Source organism: Anabaena sp. UHCC 0253, from assembly GCF_009712085.1.
Classification (GTDB): domain Bacteria; phylum Cyanobacteriota; class Cyanobacteriia; order Cyanobacteriales; family Nostocaceae; genus Dolichospermum.
This window is the reverse complement of sequence record NZ_VILD01000003.1, coordinates 743,340-761,705: the sequence shown is the minus strand read 5'-3', so window position 1 is coordinate 761,705 and position 18,366 is coordinate 743,340. Positions and strand designations below refer to the sequence as shown.

19 protein-coding genes are annotated in these 18,366 nt (G+C 35.7%); 13 read left to right on the top strand and 6 right to left on the bottom strand.

The annotated features are described in order from the left end of the window. Positions 1 to 212 precede the first annotated feature (212 nt). Positions 213 to 1,643: an NADP-dependent phosphogluconate dehydrogenase gene (gene gndA, locus FJR38_RS11575; RefSeq protein ID WP_168494113.1), complete on the top strand. Its 1,431-nt coding sequence runs from the start codon at positions 213 to 215 to the stop codon at positions 1,641 to 1,643. A 13-nt stretch (positions 1,644 to 1,656) separates the two neighbouring features. On the opposite strand, the gene FJR38_RS27740 is transcribed toward gndA, so the two are convergent. Then, positions 1,657 to 1,896 carry a hypothetical protein gene (locus FJR38_RS27740; protein WP_217360009.1) on the bottom strand — a complete coding sequence of 80 codons (240 nt, stop codon included), beginning with the start codon at positions 1,894 to 1,896 and terminating at the stop codon, positions 1,657 to 1,659. 268 nt (positions 1,897 to 2,164) lie between these two features. On the opposite strand from FJR38_RS27740, the gene FJR38_RS11570 reads away from it, so the two are divergent. The 4 genes from FJR38_RS11570 (at position 2,165) to FJR38_RS11555 (ending at position 5,504) form a co-directional block, all read left to right on the top strand. Next, a complete protein-coding gene (locus FJR38_RS11570; protein ID WP_168494115.1) occupies positions 2,165 to 2,374 on the top strand; it encodes a DUF2997 domain-containing protein in 210 nt (69 codons plus the stop codon). A 38-nt stretch (positions 2,375 to 2,412) separates the two neighbouring features. Then, positions 2,413 to 2,799 carry a DUF1257 domain-containing protein gene (locus tag FJR38_RS11565; RefSeq protein WP_168494117.1) on the top strand — a complete coding sequence of 129 codons (387 nt, stop codon included), beginning with the start codon at positions 2,413 to 2,415 and terminating at the stop codon, positions 2,797 to 2,799. Then, complete coding sequence (locus FJR38_RS11560; protein ID WP_168537116.1) at positions 2,799 to 3,254, top strand: ferredoxin; 456 nt, start codon at positions 2,799 to 2,801, stop codon at positions 3,252 to 3,254. The genes FJR38_RS11565 and FJR38_RS11560 overlap by 1 nt, the downstream gene beginning before the upstream one ends. Before the next feature lie 456 nt (positions 3,255 to 3,710). Continuing rightward, entirely contained in the window at positions 3,711 to 5,504 is a 1,794-nt protein-coding gene (locus FJR38_RS11555) for a WD40 repeat domain-containing protein (protein ID WP_168537114.1), read from the top strand. 277 nt (positions 5,505 to 5,781) lie between these two features. Here the strand turns inward: FJR38_RS11555 and FJR38_RS11550 are convergent, their stop codons facing one another. The 4 genes from FJR38_RS11550 to FJR38_RS11535 form a co-directional block, all read right to left on the bottom strand. Beyond that, positions 5,782 to 6,558: a Uma2 family endonuclease gene (locus FJR38_RS11550; RefSeq protein WP_168494123.1), complete on the bottom strand. Its 777-nt coding sequence runs from the start codon at positions 6,556 to 6,558 to the stop codon at positions 5,782 to 5,784. Between the two features lie 82 nt (positions 6,559 to 6,640). Then, positions 6,641 to 7,135, bottom strand: a complete 495-nt coding sequence (locus FJR38_RS11545) for an ASCH domain-containing protein (RefSeq protein WP_168494125.1) — start codon at positions 7,133 to 7,135, stop codon at positions 6,641 to 6,643. Between the two features lie 17 nt (positions 7,136 to 7,152). Continuing rightward, positions 7,153 to 9,279 (bottom strand): GNAT family N-acetyltransferase, encoded by a 2,127-nt coding sequence (locus tag FJR38_RS11540; protein WP_168494127.1) that lies wholly within the window; start codon positions 9,277 to 9,279, stop codon positions 7,153 to 7,155. Positions 9,280 to 9,451: 172 nt separating this feature from the next. Then, positions 9,452 to 11,563 carry a TIGR00300 family protein gene (locus FJR38_RS11535; protein ID WP_168537112.1) on the bottom strand — a complete coding sequence of 704 codons (2,112 nt, stop codon included), beginning with the start codon at positions 11,561 to 11,563 and terminating at the stop codon, positions 9,452 to 9,454. 439 nt (positions 11,564 to 12,002) lie between these two features. Here FJR38_RS11535 and FJR38_RS11530 point away from each other — a divergent pair, with 439 nt between their 5' ends. The 7 genes from FJR38_RS11530 (at position 12,003) to FJR38_RS11500 (ending at position 16,805) form a co-directional block, all read left to right on the top strand. Next, on the top strand, positions 12,003 to 13,448 hold the full coding sequence (locus tag FJR38_RS11530) for an AAA family ATPase (protein WP_168537110.1): 1,446 nt from the start codon (positions 12,003 to 12,005) through the stop codon (positions 13,446 to 13,448). Further along, positions 13,408 to 14,322 carry a hypothetical protein gene (locus FJR38_RS11525; RefSeq protein ID WP_168537108.1) on the top strand — a complete coding sequence of 305 codons (915 nt, stop codon included), beginning with the start codon at positions 13,408 to 13,410 and terminating at the stop codon, positions 14,320 to 14,322. Before FJR38_RS11530 ends, FJR38_RS11525 begins: the two co-directional genes overlap by 41 nt. Continuing rightward, positions 14,312 to 14,470: a hypothetical protein gene (locus tag FJR38_RS11520; protein WP_168537106.1), complete on the top strand. Its 159-nt coding sequence runs from the start codon at positions 14,312 to 14,314 to the stop codon at positions 14,468 to 14,470. Before FJR38_RS11525 ends, FJR38_RS11520 begins: the two co-directional genes overlap by 11 nt. Before the next feature lie 307 nt (positions 14,471 to 14,777). Continuing rightward, positions 14,778 to 14,993, top strand: a complete 216-nt coding sequence (locus FJR38_RS11515) for an NAD(P)H-quinone oxidoreductase subunit O (protein WP_168494135.1) — start codon at positions 14,778 to 14,780, stop codon at positions 14,991 to 14,993. Positions 14,994 to 15,117: 124 nt separating this feature from the next. Continuing rightward, on the top strand, positions 15,118 to 16,083 hold the full coding sequence (gene mdh / locus FJR38_RS11510; RefSeq protein WP_168537104.1) for a malate dehydrogenase: 966 nt from the start codon (positions 15,118 to 15,120) through the stop codon (positions 16,081 to 16,083). A gap of 24 nt (positions 16,084 to 16,107) precedes the next feature. Beyond that, a complete protein-coding gene (locus FJR38_RS11505; protein ID WP_168537102.1) occupies positions 16,108 to 16,494 on the top strand; it encodes an element excision factor XisH family protein in 387 nt (128 codons plus the stop codon). After that, complete coding sequence (locus tag FJR38_RS11500) at positions 16,479 to 16,805, top strand: element excision factor XisI family protein (RefSeq protein WP_168537100.1); 327 nt, start codon at positions 16,479 to 16,481, stop codon at positions 16,803 to 16,805. Before FJR38_RS11505 ends, FJR38_RS11500 begins: the two co-directional genes overlap by 16 nt. A 107-nt stretch (positions 16,806 to 16,912) precedes the next feature. On the opposite strand, the gene FJR38_RS11495 is transcribed toward FJR38_RS11500, so the two are convergent. Further along, positions 16,913 to 17,716: a hypothetical protein gene (locus tag FJR38_RS11495; RefSeq protein WP_168537098.1), complete on the bottom strand. Its 804-nt coding sequence runs from the start codon at positions 17,714 to 17,716 to the stop codon at positions 16,913 to 16,915. Positions 17,717 to 17,927: 211 nt separating this feature from the next. On the opposite strand from FJR38_RS11495, the gene FJR38_RS11490 reads away from it, so the two are divergent. After that, positions 17,928 to 18,366 (top strand): transposase (locus FJR38_RS11490; protein ID WP_168537096.1); only part of this gene is annotated, 439 nt, incomplete at its 3' end.

Sequence of the window (18,366 nt, the reverse complement as noted above, 5' to 3'; positions counted from 1 at the left end):
TGAAATTGTGCCAGTATTTTAATTTTGCAAATTTTGTCACCAAATTGTTGACTTAGATACAAATTAAAACTAATTATTGATGTTAGTTCTAATTTTTTTAATTCTCGAAAAACTCTTAATATCTTCTTTAGGAGTGAAGCCAAAATCTCGGATTACCCTTAAAGAGAAAGGATCTGCAAGAGTTAGCCAAACCCAAAAAAAAGATTTGAACTATGACACTACAAAGCTTTGGTGTGATTGGATTAGCGGTTATGGGCGAAAATATCGCTCTCAATGTTGAGCGTAATGGCTTTCCAATTGCAGTTTACAACCGCTCTCGTGAAAAAACCGATGCCTTCATGGCGCAACGCGCCCCAGGACGGAACGTTAAAGCTGCTTTTAGCTTGGAACATTTTGTCGCTTCATTAGAACGTCCCCGGAGAATTCTGGTAATGGTGCAAGCTGGTAAGCCTGTTGATGCAGTAATTCAACAGCTTAAACCTTTACTACAAGAGGGCGATATCATTATTGACGGTGGTAATTCTTGGTTTGAAGATACCGAAAGACGCACTCAAGAACTAGAACCCATCGGTTTACGCTATGTGGGTATGGGTGTAAGTGGTGGTGAAGAAGGGGCGTTAAATGGTCCTTCACTTATGCCTGGTGGAACAAAAAGCTCTTACGAGTACCTATCCCCCATTTTCAACAAAATCGCGGCTCAAGTTGATGATGGTCCTTGTGTAACCTACATTGGTCCCGGTGGTTCTGGACACTATGTAAAAATGGTTCACAACGGTATTGAGTACGGTGATATGCAGTTAATTGCAGAAGCCTACGATTTGCTGAAAAATGTAGCTGGCTTAAATGCAGCACAGTTACATGAAGTTTTTAGCGAATGGAATACAACTGACGAACTCAATTCATTTTTGATTGAGATTACAGCCAATATTTTCCCCTACGTTGATCCAGACACCAAGATTCCCCTCGTTGATTTGATTGTTGACGCAGCCGGTCAAAAGGGAACTGGTCGTTGGACTGTACAAACTGCTTTAGAATTGGGTGTTGCTATTCCGACAATTACAGCGGCTGTAAATGCCCGGATTCTCTCTTCTATTAGAGATGAACGGATTGCTGCTTCTAAGATCATCACCGGACCTAATGCTACCTATGGTGGAGACATTAAGGCTTTTGTGAACATGGTGCGTGATGCTCTTTATTGTTCCAAAATCTGTTCTTATGCTCAAGGTATGGCGCTGTTATCTACAGCTTCCAAAACTTACAATTGGGAATTAAATTTGGGCGAAATGGCTCGGATTTGGAAAGGTGGTTGTATTATTCGGGCTGGCTTCTTGAATAAGATTAAGAAGGCATTTGACGAAAATCCAGCTTTACCTAACTTGTTGTTAGCACCTGAATTTAAGCAAACTATTCTTGATAGACAAGCTGCTTGGCGTGAAGTAATTGTCACTGCTGCTAAGTTGGGTATTCCTGTTCCCGCTTTTAGTGCTTCTCTAGATTACTTCGATAGCTACCGCCGCGATCGCTTGCCACAAAACTTAACTCAAGCACAACGCGACTACTTTGGCGCACACACCTACAAACGGACTGACAAAGAAGGCGCTTTCCACACTGAATGGGTTCCTATTGCTGAAGCTCAGAAGTAAGTATCGGTTTTTCTTAGGACTTACGCAAGATTGAAGTCAAAACCTGATTCTTGCGTAGGGGTAATTCATGAATTACCCCTACTTCCGTTCTGTTTTGCATAAGTCCTATTTCTCTACGGACTAAAAAGTCCAGGATTTCATCCTTAAGCATGGGCGGGTCAAACCCGCCTTTTTTATTTTGATGATAATGATAAGATTTTTCAATAAGCTTTAGGATTTTTTTAGATTTAATCTTGAGCTTAATTTTGTCCACAAGCTTTATTCATTAAGACTTTTGATCACTTGTGGTTTCTATCAATCCTCACCTTGACTAATTGATCAGGTTACGAGAAACTAATAATTGATGAATGTAACTGCTAATAAAAATAATAACTTTTGTAAAGATTCTGAAATATATATGTTGAAATATGGAACATTATGAAACAAATGGCAAATTTGTATCTAAGTTCCAATAGCTAAATTTTGAGCAAGTCTGGTAAAGCAGCAAGTTCATGTGTACTATCGAGGTTGGCTTTCAGAACATGGAAACATTAGAATTCATCATTTATCCAGATGGTCGAGTCCAAGAAAAAGTCACCGGTATTATCGGTGCGTCTTGTGCAGAGGTGACAGCAGCCATAGAAGCCCAACTAGGACGAGTGTTGAGTAATGAGCCAACTTCCGAATTTTTCGCCACTAATACGCAACAATCCAGTGTAGTAAATACGCAAACCGCTCACAGCGAATGGTAAATTTTCCAACTAGTTAATTTCATTGATTACAAACCACTATGTCACACTTTAGCCAAATCAAGACACAAATCCGTAATCTGGAATCATTGCAAGATGCCCTTTCTGACTTGGGAATAGACTGGAAACCCGGACCTTGTGAGGTGCGTGGTTATCGTGGTCAAACTCATGCTGCCGAAGTGACAATTGAACAGCAAAATGGGTATGATATTGGTTTTAGATGGAATGGTCAAGAATACGAATTAGTTGCAGATTTACAATATTGGCAACAAAATCTATCTGTAGATGGGTTTGTTCGACAAGTGACCCAGCGTTATGCTTATCAAACAGTAGTCAAAGAAACTACTAAAGTTGGCTTCCAAGTAGCCGAACAACAAAAAAATGCAGATGGTTCTATTCGTCTAGTAGTACAACGCTGGAGTGCGTAATGTCTGATTTCCTGCCGTCTTTAGAAGAACAAGAAAATCATCGTTCCGGGTTAGAACCAGAATTAGGGAGTTTTTTGCGAGATGTTCCCGAACGTTCTGGTTTAGAACCGGAATTAGGCGGCGTGGTGCGACAAAAGGGCGTTTATGTAGATGAAATTACCTGTATAGGCTGTAAACATTGCGCCCATGTTGCCCGTAATACTTTTTTTATTGAAGAAGATTATGGGCGATCGCGTGTCATCCGTCAAGATGGAGACATAGAAGAGGTAGTTCAAGAAGCCATAGATACCTGTCCTGTTGATTGTATACATTGGGTGGATTACACCGAACTGAAAAATTTAGAAGCAGAAAGACAATATCAGGTAATTCCCGTAGTTGGTTATCCAGTAGAACAAGGTGTAGCCACTACAGAAAAACGCCGGAAGAAACAAAAGTTAAAAAAAGCCAGTTTTTAAATTACCGACATTTTGCATTCATTACACAATAAAAGCACTGATATTATCAGTGCTTTTGTTTTTATCTGTTCCCTTTCTTTTTGTAAATTATTATTGATTTTGGTTGACTCAAAAATGGTAAACCTCTTTGAGAGGTAGAAGTGTTTCCCCAGAAACAGTAAATTATTAGTTAGATTAGTTAAACTTTATGGAAGTCATCGAAATTTACTTAACCCACTACATCGCATTAACTAATGCTTGATTATGACATGAGTTGATATTTACCCTGAAAATCGCCCATTTTTTGTATTCTATTAGACAGTAATGATTACTGAAATTTTACTTAACTAAGTAAGTGGACGTGAGATCAGCAAAATGTGTAAAGAAAAGTAAAATCGCCAAAAACTTCCTTCTTCCTGTTCCTTGTTCTCTGTTCCTTATAAGTTATCTTGGGTATGCACACTTTGTGCCACTATCATGCAGATGGATTGGATTAATTTACTAAAATCACAACAAACTGACTTCTTACACCGGGTGAGAAAACCCAAAACTGGGGATATTTCTCTTTTAGAAAGTCGAGTTAAAGGTTATCACAGTGAGGTGATGGCATTTGCAGGAGATTCATTAGCTAAAATTCTCGAATGTTCTCGTCAGCAAGCGGAAATCGTCGCCAAAAATCCGCCTCCCATACCACCCGAATATCCCGAATCATCTGATTGGGTAATTCCTTTTCCTACCTATTTTCAACGTCAAGCAGAAGATTATTTTGTCCGTGAACAAATTGTAGACCGGATGATTACGGAACGTTTAGGAAAATTGGTGAGAAAAGTATCACAAGACACTTTGGAAAATATGGTTTTGGATGATGAGGGAAATTTACGTAGTGAAAGTAAGTTTACTTATTTACTAACTAATAACCCCAAGGTGAGTATACAAGTTCATGTGGCAGATGGAGAAAGTTTTAACGGAATTAAGAAAGATAAAATCCGTTGGTCTGTCAGTCAAGCAGATATTAGTAACCATCAAGTATTAATTTTTCTGTGTTTGTTTTATCCAGGAAACACCAAATTGGGATACCACAAACAAACTGTAATTACTGGATTTATACCCACAAATCAACTAGATTTTCCCGAATCAAGTGTCTATTTAACTCCTAGTAGTTTGTTGTATGCAGGGGGATTAAATTGGTATTTACAATCCCTTGGTGGTCAGCAAGATGATCTGTGTGTAACTGATGAAAAAATGATGGTGGAAACAATTGAAACATTACCATCAGATCATCCACAAAAACAGATTATTGGTGATTGGGAATACTGGCAAACATTGAAAGGACATACTAGAGGTATTAACTGTTTAGCCTATTCTATCAAGACTTTAGTAGTCAAAAATGGGAAATGCAAAAATGTCAAAACTATCCCCATTTTAGCTAGTGGTAGTCGGGGAGAAACAAAATTATGGGATTTATCTAAAGGTGAATTAATTGAAACATTATCAGAATATCCTTGGGTGCATTCTGGTTTAGTAAATGAGGTTAATTCCTTGGCTTTTAGTACCGACGGACAAACATTAGTAAGTGTCGGTGCAGATTCCACAGTGAAAATTTGGCACACTGGGGCATTGGATCTAATTGATATCCTGCATAAACATCATGGTGATGTGCGTTGTGTAGCGTTTACACCAGATGGTAAAATGGTAGCAACTGGTGGTGATGATCGAAAAATCTTGTTTTGGAATTTGCGCGATCGCCAAGTCGAAAATACTCTATCTTTAGATGATACAGCAGCACATTCAATGGTGTTAAGTCAAGATGGGAAAATTTTGATTACAGGTAGCTACCGAAAAATCAAAGTTTGGCAAACATCATCTACACTCAAGAAGAAAAATTCACCAGATCCAGAACCAATACACACCCTCATGGGTCATTCTCATATTGTTAGTTCTTTGGCTATTAGTGCTAATGCTAAATTTCTAGTTAGTGGTAGTCAAGATCAAACAATTAGGGTTTGGAATTTAGTGACTGGAGAATTACTCCACACTCTCAAAGGACATCAAAATAGTGTTAATGCAGTTGCTTTAAGTCCTAATGAACAAATTATTGCTAGTGGTAGTGCGGATAAAACCATCAAATTGTGGCATTTACAATCCGGACAATTATTAGGTACATTTACAGGTCATACTAACACAGTTACAGCTTTATCTTTTACTGCTTCTGGGGAAATGTTAGTCAGTGGTAGTTTGGATAAAACAATTAAAATTTGGCAGCGGAGTTAATTGACATAGGAACTGTTAATGCTTGTAACTTTAATGCTAGTTCTGTTTGATTAAATGTGCTTTTTAATTATTCTAACAATTGTTGAAACATAGCAATTGTTAGTTTTTCTTGTTCACGGAGAAGTAAAATTTGCGCGGGTAGGTGGGTGTTAAAAAATTCGTCTCAGCAAAAAAAATCACCCAATTAATTTTTTAAATCTCTGATAAAATAACCCCTTGCATTTTTCTCTGTGTCCTCTGCGCCTCTGCGGTTCGTTTTCTTCAATGCTCAAAATGATTATAAATCATCATCTGGATTTATACCCATTTCTCGCAATGTTGCAGCTAATTTTGCAGCTTTATTTTCTGCTTGTTCAGCCCTGAATCTTTCTAACTGGGCTTCTTCCTTACCCACCAATAATAAATTGCCATCTAAATCCCACCAACGCAGCCAAAGTTGTTCAGGATTATTTAAGTAACTTCCTTGCCATAGTCCTAATTCTACACCTAAAGGGGGAATGGGATAATGTCTGCGATCGTTAGGCTGCATTTTTTCGTAAGAAAAATCTACCAAATGATAAACTTCTAATTTATCATTATTAACTTCATAAATAGCATAATAGGGAATACGAATAATGCGTTCATATACCCAAAAGTTACCAGGTTTTTGACTAGCCTGTAAACCCGTTAGAGGTGTGGTATCTCGTTCTTCTTCACCATTACCACTGGCTAATTCTATGGCAATTAATGGGGGTATATATTCCCGCCATAATACATAAGAACGGCGAATTTTACCTTCTAATCTTGGTGCTACATCAGGGACATAAAACCAATCTGGTGCAACTGTACCTTTTTCTGGGGGTTCTGTTTCGCGCCAATAAATACCACAATCTTGACCTATACAAAATTGTCCATCTGGATGTAACTTTTGTAAAGTCTGAATAATTGAATCTGTGATAATTATGCTTTGGGGATGTTCTTGAAAATTCTTTACAAATGTACCATCAGACTCTGGTAGTTGAGTATGATCTGGAAACTGCGGTGGTATAGCAATATCAGCCAGGGTTTCACTCATACTATTTTAAGGATTGCAGTTGTTAATCTAGTATAATATGGTTAAACTCAAATAATAAGTAATATATGAATATATTTATTTTTTAAACTTGAGCTAATAGTTCAGTTTGGTGAACTTTAAACTTATGAGATAACGCTAAAATATCATATTTTGTCATGGATTTGATAAGATTTATTTCTCTATCTTTTAAGTAATGATAACACTGTGGTGGTCGAAAATCTTTCCACTCTTCTCTTAGTTTTTCAATTGTAATTGGTGAATCAAAACTGAACGGGTTTTTAAAGAAAATAGCAAAAGCAATTTGTGAATTTTTGTAGTATTTTTGAAAAGTTTCTTGGTTAATACCAGCTTTATCTTTAACAATATTCCAAAGCTTATTAGGAGACATTTCCACAACTTTTTCTACTTCAAGCACTCCCAACAATGCTTTTTCAGGAGATGTTGCATAAACAAGAATTAGATCACCTTCACTTAGATGTCGAGGTCTAACACGCCTAAACTCAACTTGTTTATTACCCTCAAATATCATATTGGCGTATTCATAGTGAATAGATATTAGAAGTACATTTGGAGACATGAGACTCATTTTTAAAGTTATATAAAAATTGAAGTTCCTCTATTATATAACATTTTAAATTCTTCTGGGTAAATTTCTATAGAACTTTGAAGTTGAATAGATCGATTTAGCATTGTTTTGATTTCTGTAAATTTTATAGGATGTATAAATAATTCTGTGTCACTAAATTTAACAGCTTTGATTTCCTGGTTTAAATTGTTACTAGCCGTTTTCAAAACATCTTGAAAACTGTAGATTCCTAATCTTCTAAACTTTTTATATAAGTCTTTAGGTTTACCAATTGTTACTTCATCTAGTCTAGAACAAGCTCTAATAGCTCCTAGAATAGCAGAACTATTTTTATCGTCAGGAGATGAAGTAACATACCATAAAATTCTTCCTGGATATTTCATTTTTCGCTTTGAAGAGTAGTAGACAACCTCACGTCTCAAAGCTAATTCTTCTTTGGCTCTCCATATTCCTTCCTCTGCTAATTCTTTATCAAATAATTCTTTAGCCCAACGTGATTTAATAGGAATAATATAAGTAGGAATTTCAGCATCAGTAATTTTAGCAGGATAAAGCATCCTCTCAATATCTGCCATGATTTCTGGTTTTTGAAGTAAATCTTGATTTAATAAAATATCTGCAAATGGAAGATATTTATCATAACCTTTAGATGATGTTTTACATAAGTTAGTAATATACGAAGAAATATCTACTGCGCGGTCTGAAATAGCTAAGTTAGCTCTTAACCATCCAGATTCAGTCTTTAAAAAACCATCTTCAGACAGTGCTTTAATTGTTGTATCATCCAAGTATATTTCAGTAATTCTGGTGAATTGTCTATTTTCATTAGCAGCAGTTGAGAAGCACTGAAAAATACAACGCCGTAAAATAGTAGAAGTAATTTTAGTATCTCTGAATCTAAAAATAGGAATTTTTAATTCGGCATCTTCTGATCTATCATAGACTATTAAAGCCATTAATATTTCATTTTGACTAATTGTAAAACATTTAAATTGTTCAGTATTTGAGACTAAATGACGAATATTTTTTCCAAAATCTGGTTTTCTTTCACCTTGTGAATAAGCTAAAAATAGATCAATTATTGAATCTATTTCTCCACTCTGAATACGCTTTTCTATTATATTAGTTCCACCTAATAGCTCTGGTTGATATTCATTTTCTCTGCGTAATTGATCTAATTTAAGAACAAGATCAATAGGATGAATAATGGTCAGATTAAATTCTTGATAAATCTCTTCTTCAATACCTAGTAGACGTTTATCTCTAGTGATAAAATAAGGAGCATTAATTTGAGAAGTGATAACTCTAGCAATTTGCCGTAAATCAGACGCATCACTAGAAGTCATTTTGTTAGGAAAAAATTTACGTATATTTTGGCATACTTTATCAAATTCTTCTTGAGCAGAAGGAAGTAATGTAAAATGACTTGTAGCTGCACGTAATTTTCCTCTTTGTATGCTGTCTGAATTTCTGTTAATTTCATTCAGAATTTCATCAGTTAAGCATAGTTTAATTTCTGCTTCTAGCCAATCAGAAATTAAAACCTTAGATTCTTTTCCTTCTTCATCAAACTTTTCATTATCTACTAAATCAAAAAAAATATTAGCATCTATAGCAACACATAATTTAGATACGGTTTGTTGATAGGCAAGATTAGTGAGTAAACTATGATGACCATAATCTAACCACCACTCAGTTAAAATACTACCTTCTTTGCTTTTTCCTGGTCTTTCATGAGGAGCCACAAAACCAAGCGATGCCCACATTCCATCCAAGTTATAATCACGACGGCATGATAAAAGAATACCGTATAAATGTTGAGTTTTATTTTTTAAATACTGGAGTAATTTTTTGGCTATTCCTCTTTTTTGCCAATTTTTATCTACACAAAGGTGGGTAAGTTTTACTCTGTAATCACGACGACTAATACCATAAAGCAGATATCCAACACAACCTACTTCTGGAACAATAAAACCAATAATACGTCCTTCTTCTGCTAGTCTTTCAAAAGCTCCATAGGGTAAAAAGCCAAGGGTTTCTGAATTAGCATTACCTAAGTTAATGACAGTTTTTAAATGCTGAGAAGTTGCACCAATTTCTTGAATACTAAACTTTAATGAATCTTCTTGTACCATATAATTTATATATACTCATTTCAAGAACTAAATCAGATAAGCTTATTGTGGTTTCGTCTGGTCATAAAATATAGGAACAGTTTGGAGCTAAACTTAAAACTCATTGTAGTTTGCGGACATACATAATTACCCATAAAGCAAATGATGTCCGCAATAAGGAAAATCTATTTCCTTAACCTACATTAGCAACATAAGGACTAGTCAACTTATCCAATTGCTGAGTTAACAGACTGAGGAACAAACCCACATCTGTCACCACACCTACAGATTCTATTGAACCGCGATCGCTCAATTTAGTCACTACCGCAGGGTTAATATCCACACAGACCATCTTCACACCCGCAGGAGTCATATTTCCCACACCGATAGAATGCAGCATAGAAGACAGCATCAAAATCATATCCGCACCTTCAATGATTTTAGAATATTCCTGTTGTGCTAAAATCAGGTTCATTTGCGTATCTGGTAAAGGTCCATCATCCCGAATTGAACCAGCGAGAGAAAAGGGAATGTTATTTTTCACACATTCATACATCACCCCACTTTTCACAACTCCCGCTTCTACAGCTTTAGCAATGCTACCAAAACGGCGGATAGTATTAATTACCTTTAAATGATGTCGGTGTCCACCACGTACAGCCACACCCCGCTTCATATCCACACCCAGGGATGTTCCTAGCAGGTTTTGTTCCATATCATGGACAGCGATCGCATTTCCGCCTAAAAGACCCTGTACATAGCCTTCTCGGACTAAGCGACAGAGATGTTCACCACCGCCAGTGTGAATTACCACAGGACCAGCAGTGACAACTACTTTACCGCCGCTATCCTTAATTTTACGTAATTCCCAAGCCACTTGTTCAACGACTAATTCCACCCGTCTTTCACTGGAAACACCAGAAGACATAAAGCTGAATTCCTGAGAATTGCGTTGTTCTCGTGATTCGGCTTTGCGGACGGTGCGGATACCAAAGACATCCACAACTACTTTATCGCCGATTTCTAAATCACGGAGGAGTTTACATTTTGCTACTATACCATTAGCAGTTGTGGAAATAGCGATCGCCCCATCCATGCGTTGATTCTGCACCTTCAGCCATTCCCCATTTACCCGTATTTCGGTGGGATAAATCGTGCTGACATAGAAATCATCGGGAGCTACACCCGCTTGGATCACAGGTTCTAACTTAGAATCCCGTTCATCTTGGGGTAAATCAACCGCACCCAAATCAATCAACTGAGATATAATCTCTTCCATCACTTCATGAGATGGTGCAGATACCCTCACCTCAGCCGCAGATGTACTTTGACGTTGTTCTCCCAAGTTGAATTTGAGAACTTGGAAACTTCCCCCCATTTCCACAATCAAATCTAAAGCGCGGTTAATCAAACCTGCATCCAGCAAGTGTCCTTCCATGCGGATAACACGACTTTCTACAGAAGCATTAGCGTGAATTTCATCACCAATAGGTTCTGTCACCCGCAAAGTCAAGCATTTAGCCGCACCACCAGCTTTAAGAAATTCGGTTAAAGGTGTTTCAATCACTTGAAAACCAACTTCTGATAACCGTGATTTTAAATTCTCACTGGCTTTGTTCATAATCACGATGCTATCAACATTCACCGCATTACAAGCAAAGTTAACAGCGTCAGCTTCTTCAATAGCGATTCGCTTTTCTGGTGCAACGCGCATTTCGATGACGCGATTGGAGTAGGAATCAAAAGCACCAGGATAATACAGCAAATAACCATTTGCTAAAGGACAGAAGCAGGTATCAAGGTGATAAAAACGCTCATCCATCAACCGCAGAGAAATCACCTCAATGTCCAGCCATTTAGCCAGGTAGGGGTGAGAATCTAATTCTGACCGGAAACCGTATCCAGCCCATAACCACCGTCCTTCCCGGTCTAGGAGTGCGTCACCAGCACCTTCAAAGGGTAGGTCTTTGGGAAGAGTGTAAACATTAAAACCATTATTTTCAAACCATTGTTGAAAATACGGTTCTTCACCTTGACGTTCTTTATGTAAAAAGCGGCTGAGAACGACGTTTTCACCGAGGACTAAACCTGCATTGGCACTGAATACCATATCAGGCCAGCCTTTTTCTGGGGCAACTAAATCAACAATGGCATGATTTTTGATAACATTGTATAATTTATTCCATTGTTCCACCGCGCGATCGCGTGAGGATTTGTGAATATTCCCTTCCATCCAAGGATTAATCACATAATCCACATCATAATGGTCAGGAGCGCACATTAAAAACCGAATTTGGGAAACCATAAAAATTTTTACTTCGCTTTTCAGTAATCTCTTCTGGATACAGAGTTTTGGTGTTCTACTTCTGTCAAATCTGCTACTTAATCTCTACCTTCTGTTTTTGGTAGGCTTTATAAGGCGATCGCTTCACTCGCCGTAGGCATCGTTCTTATTCTATTACCACTAGGGACAAACTGAGGACATGAAGCAAAAAATGTCTCATAGGGGATGTTATAATGTAGCTAATAACCGTTTAGAGAAAAGCATATTTATGGAATAATACAGGTATAAATTTTGTATTTTATAGAGTTTTGCTCGAAATCATCAAATAAAACTTATTAAAGTTATAAAATCAAACAAGTGATCTCGAAATTAAAGATAAAATAAATTAGCATATTCTCATATACTTTACCAGTAAACAGCATCCTTAATAGTATTTTCTGTATTGGATTATAGGCGAAAAATGAAAATCAAATTCTCAAACTTAGGCAGTATTCAAGAAACAGAGTTAGATTTGCGTCCTCTGACAGTAATTATTGGACCTAATAACTCAAATAAAACCTATATTGCCTATTCTACCTATGGTTTGTGGCAGTCTGCTGCCGCAAATAGAAGTATAAATGAAATTGAAAATCTAGGATTTAGGCAAGAAAAAGTAGGCAACTGGTCAATATCAATAAATGATAAGCTGCTTGAACTATTTGTTAAAGATGCTGAAGAGACGATCAAACAGTTCCAAGGAATTAGTTTAGAATCATTTTTTCAGGATTCCAGTCGAAAATTGTTTTCTAAAACTTCATTCGATCTGACTATTTCTCCTAAAGAAGTGGAAGATATTATTAATCAATTAATTCAAATAAACACTATTTATTTTGAAGACATGGAATACTATTTCAGAATAAATCGTCAAGATAATATTTTGAATTTTGAATTGCACTTTACTCATGAAGAAGAAATTGCTGTAAAAGCATTGAATAAATTTAGAGCAATACCTTCTTTCATATGGAAGCCAGAGTTTTTGTTTTATGCTATTATTAAACCTATACTTTTTGCTAATTCGTTCATATTTCCAGCCGAGCGAAATGCTTTTATAAATACCTATAAAATGCTGGGAAATAGACGCTATAAACTTCTTAAACAAACTCAAAGACAGTTATTTAGTAGCAGTAGTTCAGAAAGACAACTTGATCTACTAAAAGAACAAGGTGATATTCGTTATCCACAACCAGTAGAAGATTTTTTAGATTTTCTATCGGAAATAGAACTTCAAGAAATACCGAAAATTAATTCAAGTAATAAAAACGAATTTCAAAAATTAGCAGATGAGATTGAAAAACAGCTACAAAACAAAAATAAAACTAATTTAAAACCTACTAAGCTGGGTGGAAAAGAAATAAAAGTTTTAGTTAAAAGAGGTTTAGAAATTGATATATATAATGCTTCATCTTCTATAAAACAACTTGCACCATTACTGTTATATTTAAGATATCGTGCAAGTAAAGGTGATTTTCTGGTAATAGATGAACCAGAGATGAACTTACACCCAGAATCACAAGCGAAGCTACTGGAAGCATTATCTATTCTTGTTAATCTTGGTGTGAGAATTTTACTCACAACCCATAGTCCATATATTATGGCACATTTGAATAATTTAGTTAATGGTAATCATGAAAATCCTGAAATACTAAAACGTCAATCTTCATCTCTATATCTTCAAGATGAAAGAGCATTTTTACCTATAGATAAAGTTAGTGCATATGAAATGAAAGATAATAAATTGGTTTCATTAAATGATCCAGATTATGGTATCAGATGGGATACTTTAAGTGATGTTTCTGTAGATATTCAACAAAAGTTTTTTCAAATTTATGAAGCAGGACAAGAAAAAGCAGATGAAACAGAAGAATAGTCCTGCTCAAATTCTTAAGGATAAAAAAGATAAACTCGACTGGCAAAATTTTAACTTTCTAGAAAATATGCTAGTGTTCTGTACCGTACCAGGAAGAAGTGTTCCTAAAGAAAGTGGTGTACATTTTCGGATAACGTTAGATTCTCAAAATCAAGCTATATGTATTTTGTTTGAAATAGATAGAAGAAATGATCCTCTTATCAGAAATCAAGCATTAAAACGTCCAGATTATATGTCTCTTTATATTGATTCTAATTCTTGCATTTGTACTATTATTGAAATGAAAGGTAAGAATCACAACTCTTTAGAAAATGGAATTGAACAAATTTTAAAATTGAAACAAATTTTACAAACTGAAATTTCCAATCATTTACCTAGTAAACTAAAGGTTAAATATCAAGGGATTTTATTGACTCCATATAATTCACAAGTTCCCTCTAAAAAACTAGTAGAAGTAGCTTCAAAAGGTTTTATTATTTTACCAGTTCAATATGATAATAAAGCCGAGTTATATCCTTATGTTTCAAAGCCAAATAAGATAACAGATAAATATAATCATCACGAAATTACTGAATCAACTGCTTTGTTTATTGAAGAAATGTTAACGAAAAGAGCATTACCCAAACGTATACATGATGAATATTATTCTAGCAATTTTCTAGTTGGGAATGATAGAGAAGGGATTTATATTAACTATTTATTACCAAATGATACCGATTATATAACTTTATTTGCGAATACAAAATATACTGAAATTAATATAGATGACAATGAAGATAAGGAAAAAATAAAAAATGAATTAGAGATACTCAATCTAATAAATAGATTAGCAATCAAGTTTTCAAATAATCAAATATCAAATTATGACAACTAACACAGCTACTAATCAAAACTTTAAAACACTGTTACAACTTTTAGGAAAAGCCTCCGAAAGTCAAATTAAATCAGTTTTAGCTAAACGTGAAGTAGTACAACCAGAAGCAGAATTAAGTCCTGAAATTATCGCTTCTCTTCAACAATGAATAAGTAACACGACTAGAGTGTGAACCACAAAATACTCAAACTAAATAATTGGCGATCGCTATCATGGTAAATTGTTACAGCGGTAATAATTTTAGCAGCTTTAAAATATACACACTTCTTAATTCAAGATACCGCTAAAAATAGACAATAAGTAGTTGACTTCTGTTTGGAAATTTGCTATAATGAACTTGATAAGGAAGAACTATCAACTATAATCATAAAAAAAGAAAACAAAGTCTGGGGTTTTTAGCATATTTTCTTATAAAATTATCAATAAAAGCGTTTATTAATTTCTAAGGGGAACTTATGGCGGTAAAAAAGGGAAACATGGTTCGTGCTATCCGCGAAAAATTGGAAAATAGTCTAGAAGCTAAAGCTAGTGATTCCCGCTTTCCTGCTTATTTATTTGAAAGTCAGGGAGAAGTTGTAGATATCAAAGGTGAGTATGCCTTAGTGAAGTTTGGAAAAGTGCCAACACCAAATATTTGGTTAAAATTAGAACAATTAGAAGAACAAAACTAATTAAATAACCTGTGCTAAATTTTTCTCAAAATTAGCACTTAAAATCAGGTTTTTCGGAAATTATATTTTTCCAACCAAGCCATATATCAAGAGACATTTAACCCTATTCCGTGTTCCCTGCTGTATGTCTTATTCCCCAATTGTTTGTAATTCTCCCCGTGTAACTATTATAGGTGCAGGGAGAGTTGGTAGCACCTTAGCCCAACGCATTGCTGAGAAAAATCTGGCTGATGTAGTGTTATTGGATATTGTCTCAGGAATGCCCCAGGGTTTAGCCTTAGATTTGCTAGAAGCCAGGGGAATTGAGTCCCATAATCGGCAAATTAGCGGCACTAATGATTATGCAGATACAGCTAATTCAAATATTGTCGTGATTACGGCTGGTTTTCCTCGTCAACCGGGAATGAGTCGGGATGATTTACTCAAAGTCAATGCCAAGATAGTCGTAGATGCAGCAAAAAATGCGATCGCTCATTCTCCTCATGCTATTTTTATTGTAGTTACAAATCCTTTGGATGTGATGACATATTTAGCTTGGCAAACTACAGGTTTACCAAGAAATCGTGTCATGGGAATGGCTGGGGTATTAGACTCAGCTAGATTTGAAACCTTCATTGCTTTAGAATTAGGGGTTTTACCCGCTGACGTAAAAGCGATGGTATTAGGTAGTCATGGTGATTTAATGGTTCCTTTAGCCCGTTATGCAACAGTTAATGGTGTGCCAATTACAGAATTATTGGCTGCGGAAACAATCAACCAATTAGTAGAAAGAACCCGTAATGGTGGGGCAGAAATTGTGGAATTAATGCACACCGGCGGCGCATTTTTTGCTCCAGCTTCCGCAACTTCCATTATGGTAGAATCAATCATATTAAATCAGTCCCGATTGTTACCAGCCTCAACATATTTAGAAGGGGAATATGATTTAAATAATGTAGTAATTGGTGTTCCTTGCCGATTAGGATGGAATGGAATTGAGAATATTGTACAAGTATCTATTAGTGATCAAGAAAGGTTAGCTTTGCAGACTTCGGCAGCATCAGTAAGGGTAAATATTGCTAAAGCATTGGAAATTTTAGCAGAAACATAATCTTTAGAAATATACAAAATTATTATGGATGCTTTAGAAAAAGATGGTTGGAGAATTACCGATGATCCATTAGTTTTAGTGTTAGAAAAAACATTACTAAAAGCTGATATCGGCGCAGAGAAGTTTTTTATTGCCGAGAAAGAAAACCATAAAATTGCAGTTGAAGTTAAAGATTTTGATGCTCCTTCTGTAATTAGTGAATTAGAAAAAACAATGGGTCAAATTCAGCTTTATCAATGGGCTTTAGAAGAACAAGAACCAGAACGACAACTTTTTTTAGCCGTGAGTGAGCCTATTTATTTAAAACATTTCCAAAAACCTATTTTTCAGTTAGTTATAAAACGGAATAAAATCAATTTACTGGTTTATGAACCAACAGATGAGGTCATTGTCCAATGGATAACTCACTAAGATATTCTGAAATTTTGACGCAAGTATTACGGAGAGCCGCAGCCGCACAACCACGGTTACAGCCGATTTCAATTCATGCTGTCTGTGATACTGAATCAGGCCAATTTTTAATTATTGCAACGGGTTGGGAAAAAAATATTTGGATGAATACAATTTTGTTTCATGCTCGGTTGCTAAATGGCAAAGTTGTGATTGAAGATGATAATTTTGAGGAGGGTCTTACAGATGCATTAATTACAGCGGGAATTGCACCAGAAGATATTATCACAGGGCTTTCTGTAGAACAGCACGATTTGAGTTTACATTCTTAAATAGCGAACTGACAAGTCAGCGCTTACGCTATCGCTCTCTACGCTACATCAAAAATGCGATCGCTCATAACTCTACATCCATAAATGCGATCGCTCATAACTCTACATTAAAAATAGCGATCAGACTCTTGAACAATATAAAAGTTGCAATCAAACAATATCTTAGAGAAAAAAGCAACTTGTAGCAAGGGATTAGGAAAACGCTCTTCTAATTGCTCAATACTTGGTATATTCATGAACAAGTTTCTTCTATAAGAAGTGTACATCTCAACTAATTGAGGTACTAATCTTTGGACAGAACTAATTACAGTAAGATCATTTGAGCCAGAAAGCCTAGTTAACAATTGATCAGAAAAAATCTCAAAACTTAAAGGTGAAGCTATTTCTTGAGGTTCTGAAAGACGGAAAGCTTTACCAGGAACTTGAAAGGCAATGTGGTGTTCTTTATCATCAGGTAATGATCCAATATTGCTAGGAAGAATATAAATTGATTTTTGCAATATTTGGCGATTCAGATATGCCTGATTGAACTCATCCAATTCATGAAAAACAGGAGCAACATAATAAACTTCATTACCTTGAGATTCCCAATCAATAAGCAGTTGATGCTGATCCGAGCCGTGTCTTCCTCCTGTGCTTTTTTTAGGTCGAATATGCATTCTATAGAATGCTCCCTTAAATAATTTTCTCTGAATTTCATTAGTATTACTTCGTCCGCTCATATAGTCAGAAAGTTTAAATTGGAGAAATAAGGGTTGGCCAGGACGATCTAGATGTAAATCATAACCTTTCTTTCCTTCGTCAATTAAAGAAGGAAATAAGGGAGCTGCTTTAAGATGTGTTTTGTTGTCATAAATCAGAGCTTCTGTAACAGCATAACCATAAGAAAATTCAGAAATACCGGATCGCATAAATCACTTAATCTATACTATTTTTACACTAAATTATATATTAAAGCGCATTTGAATTATACTACTCCAAAGATCAACTAAACATTAATTAGGGCTTGCTGAATAAACATAAAACCGGGACAAATAGATGACTTGATGGGGATAGAAAGTGAAAAAGGTGCAAGAAAAAGAGTTAAAATGAGTAAAATCCCTTGCATTAAGGCGCATTAAGATGTATAGAAAAGCGCAAGAACAGGAAACAGCACCGGAAAAGTTTCAACTACCCTTCGAGGAGAAATTGGCATTAGACAACCGATGGGTAATTATGGCAAAAATGATCCCTTGGTCGGAATTTGATGGCGAATACGCAGCAATATTTTCAGAAAAAATAGGCGCACCAGCCAAAACATTTAGGATGGCACTGGGGGCATTAATAATCAAAGAAAAGTTAGGAATAAGTGATAGAGAAACAGTAGAACAGATCAGGGAAAATCCTTATCTACAATACTTTATAGGGATGTCAACCTATAGTAATAAACCACCATTTGACCCTTCGATGTTAGTTCACTTTAGAGAAAGAATAGATATAAACCTAGTTAACAAAATCAACAGAGAAATAGTAAAACAGGCGTTAGAAATACCAGAGGAGACAGTACAAGAAAAAGTCAAGA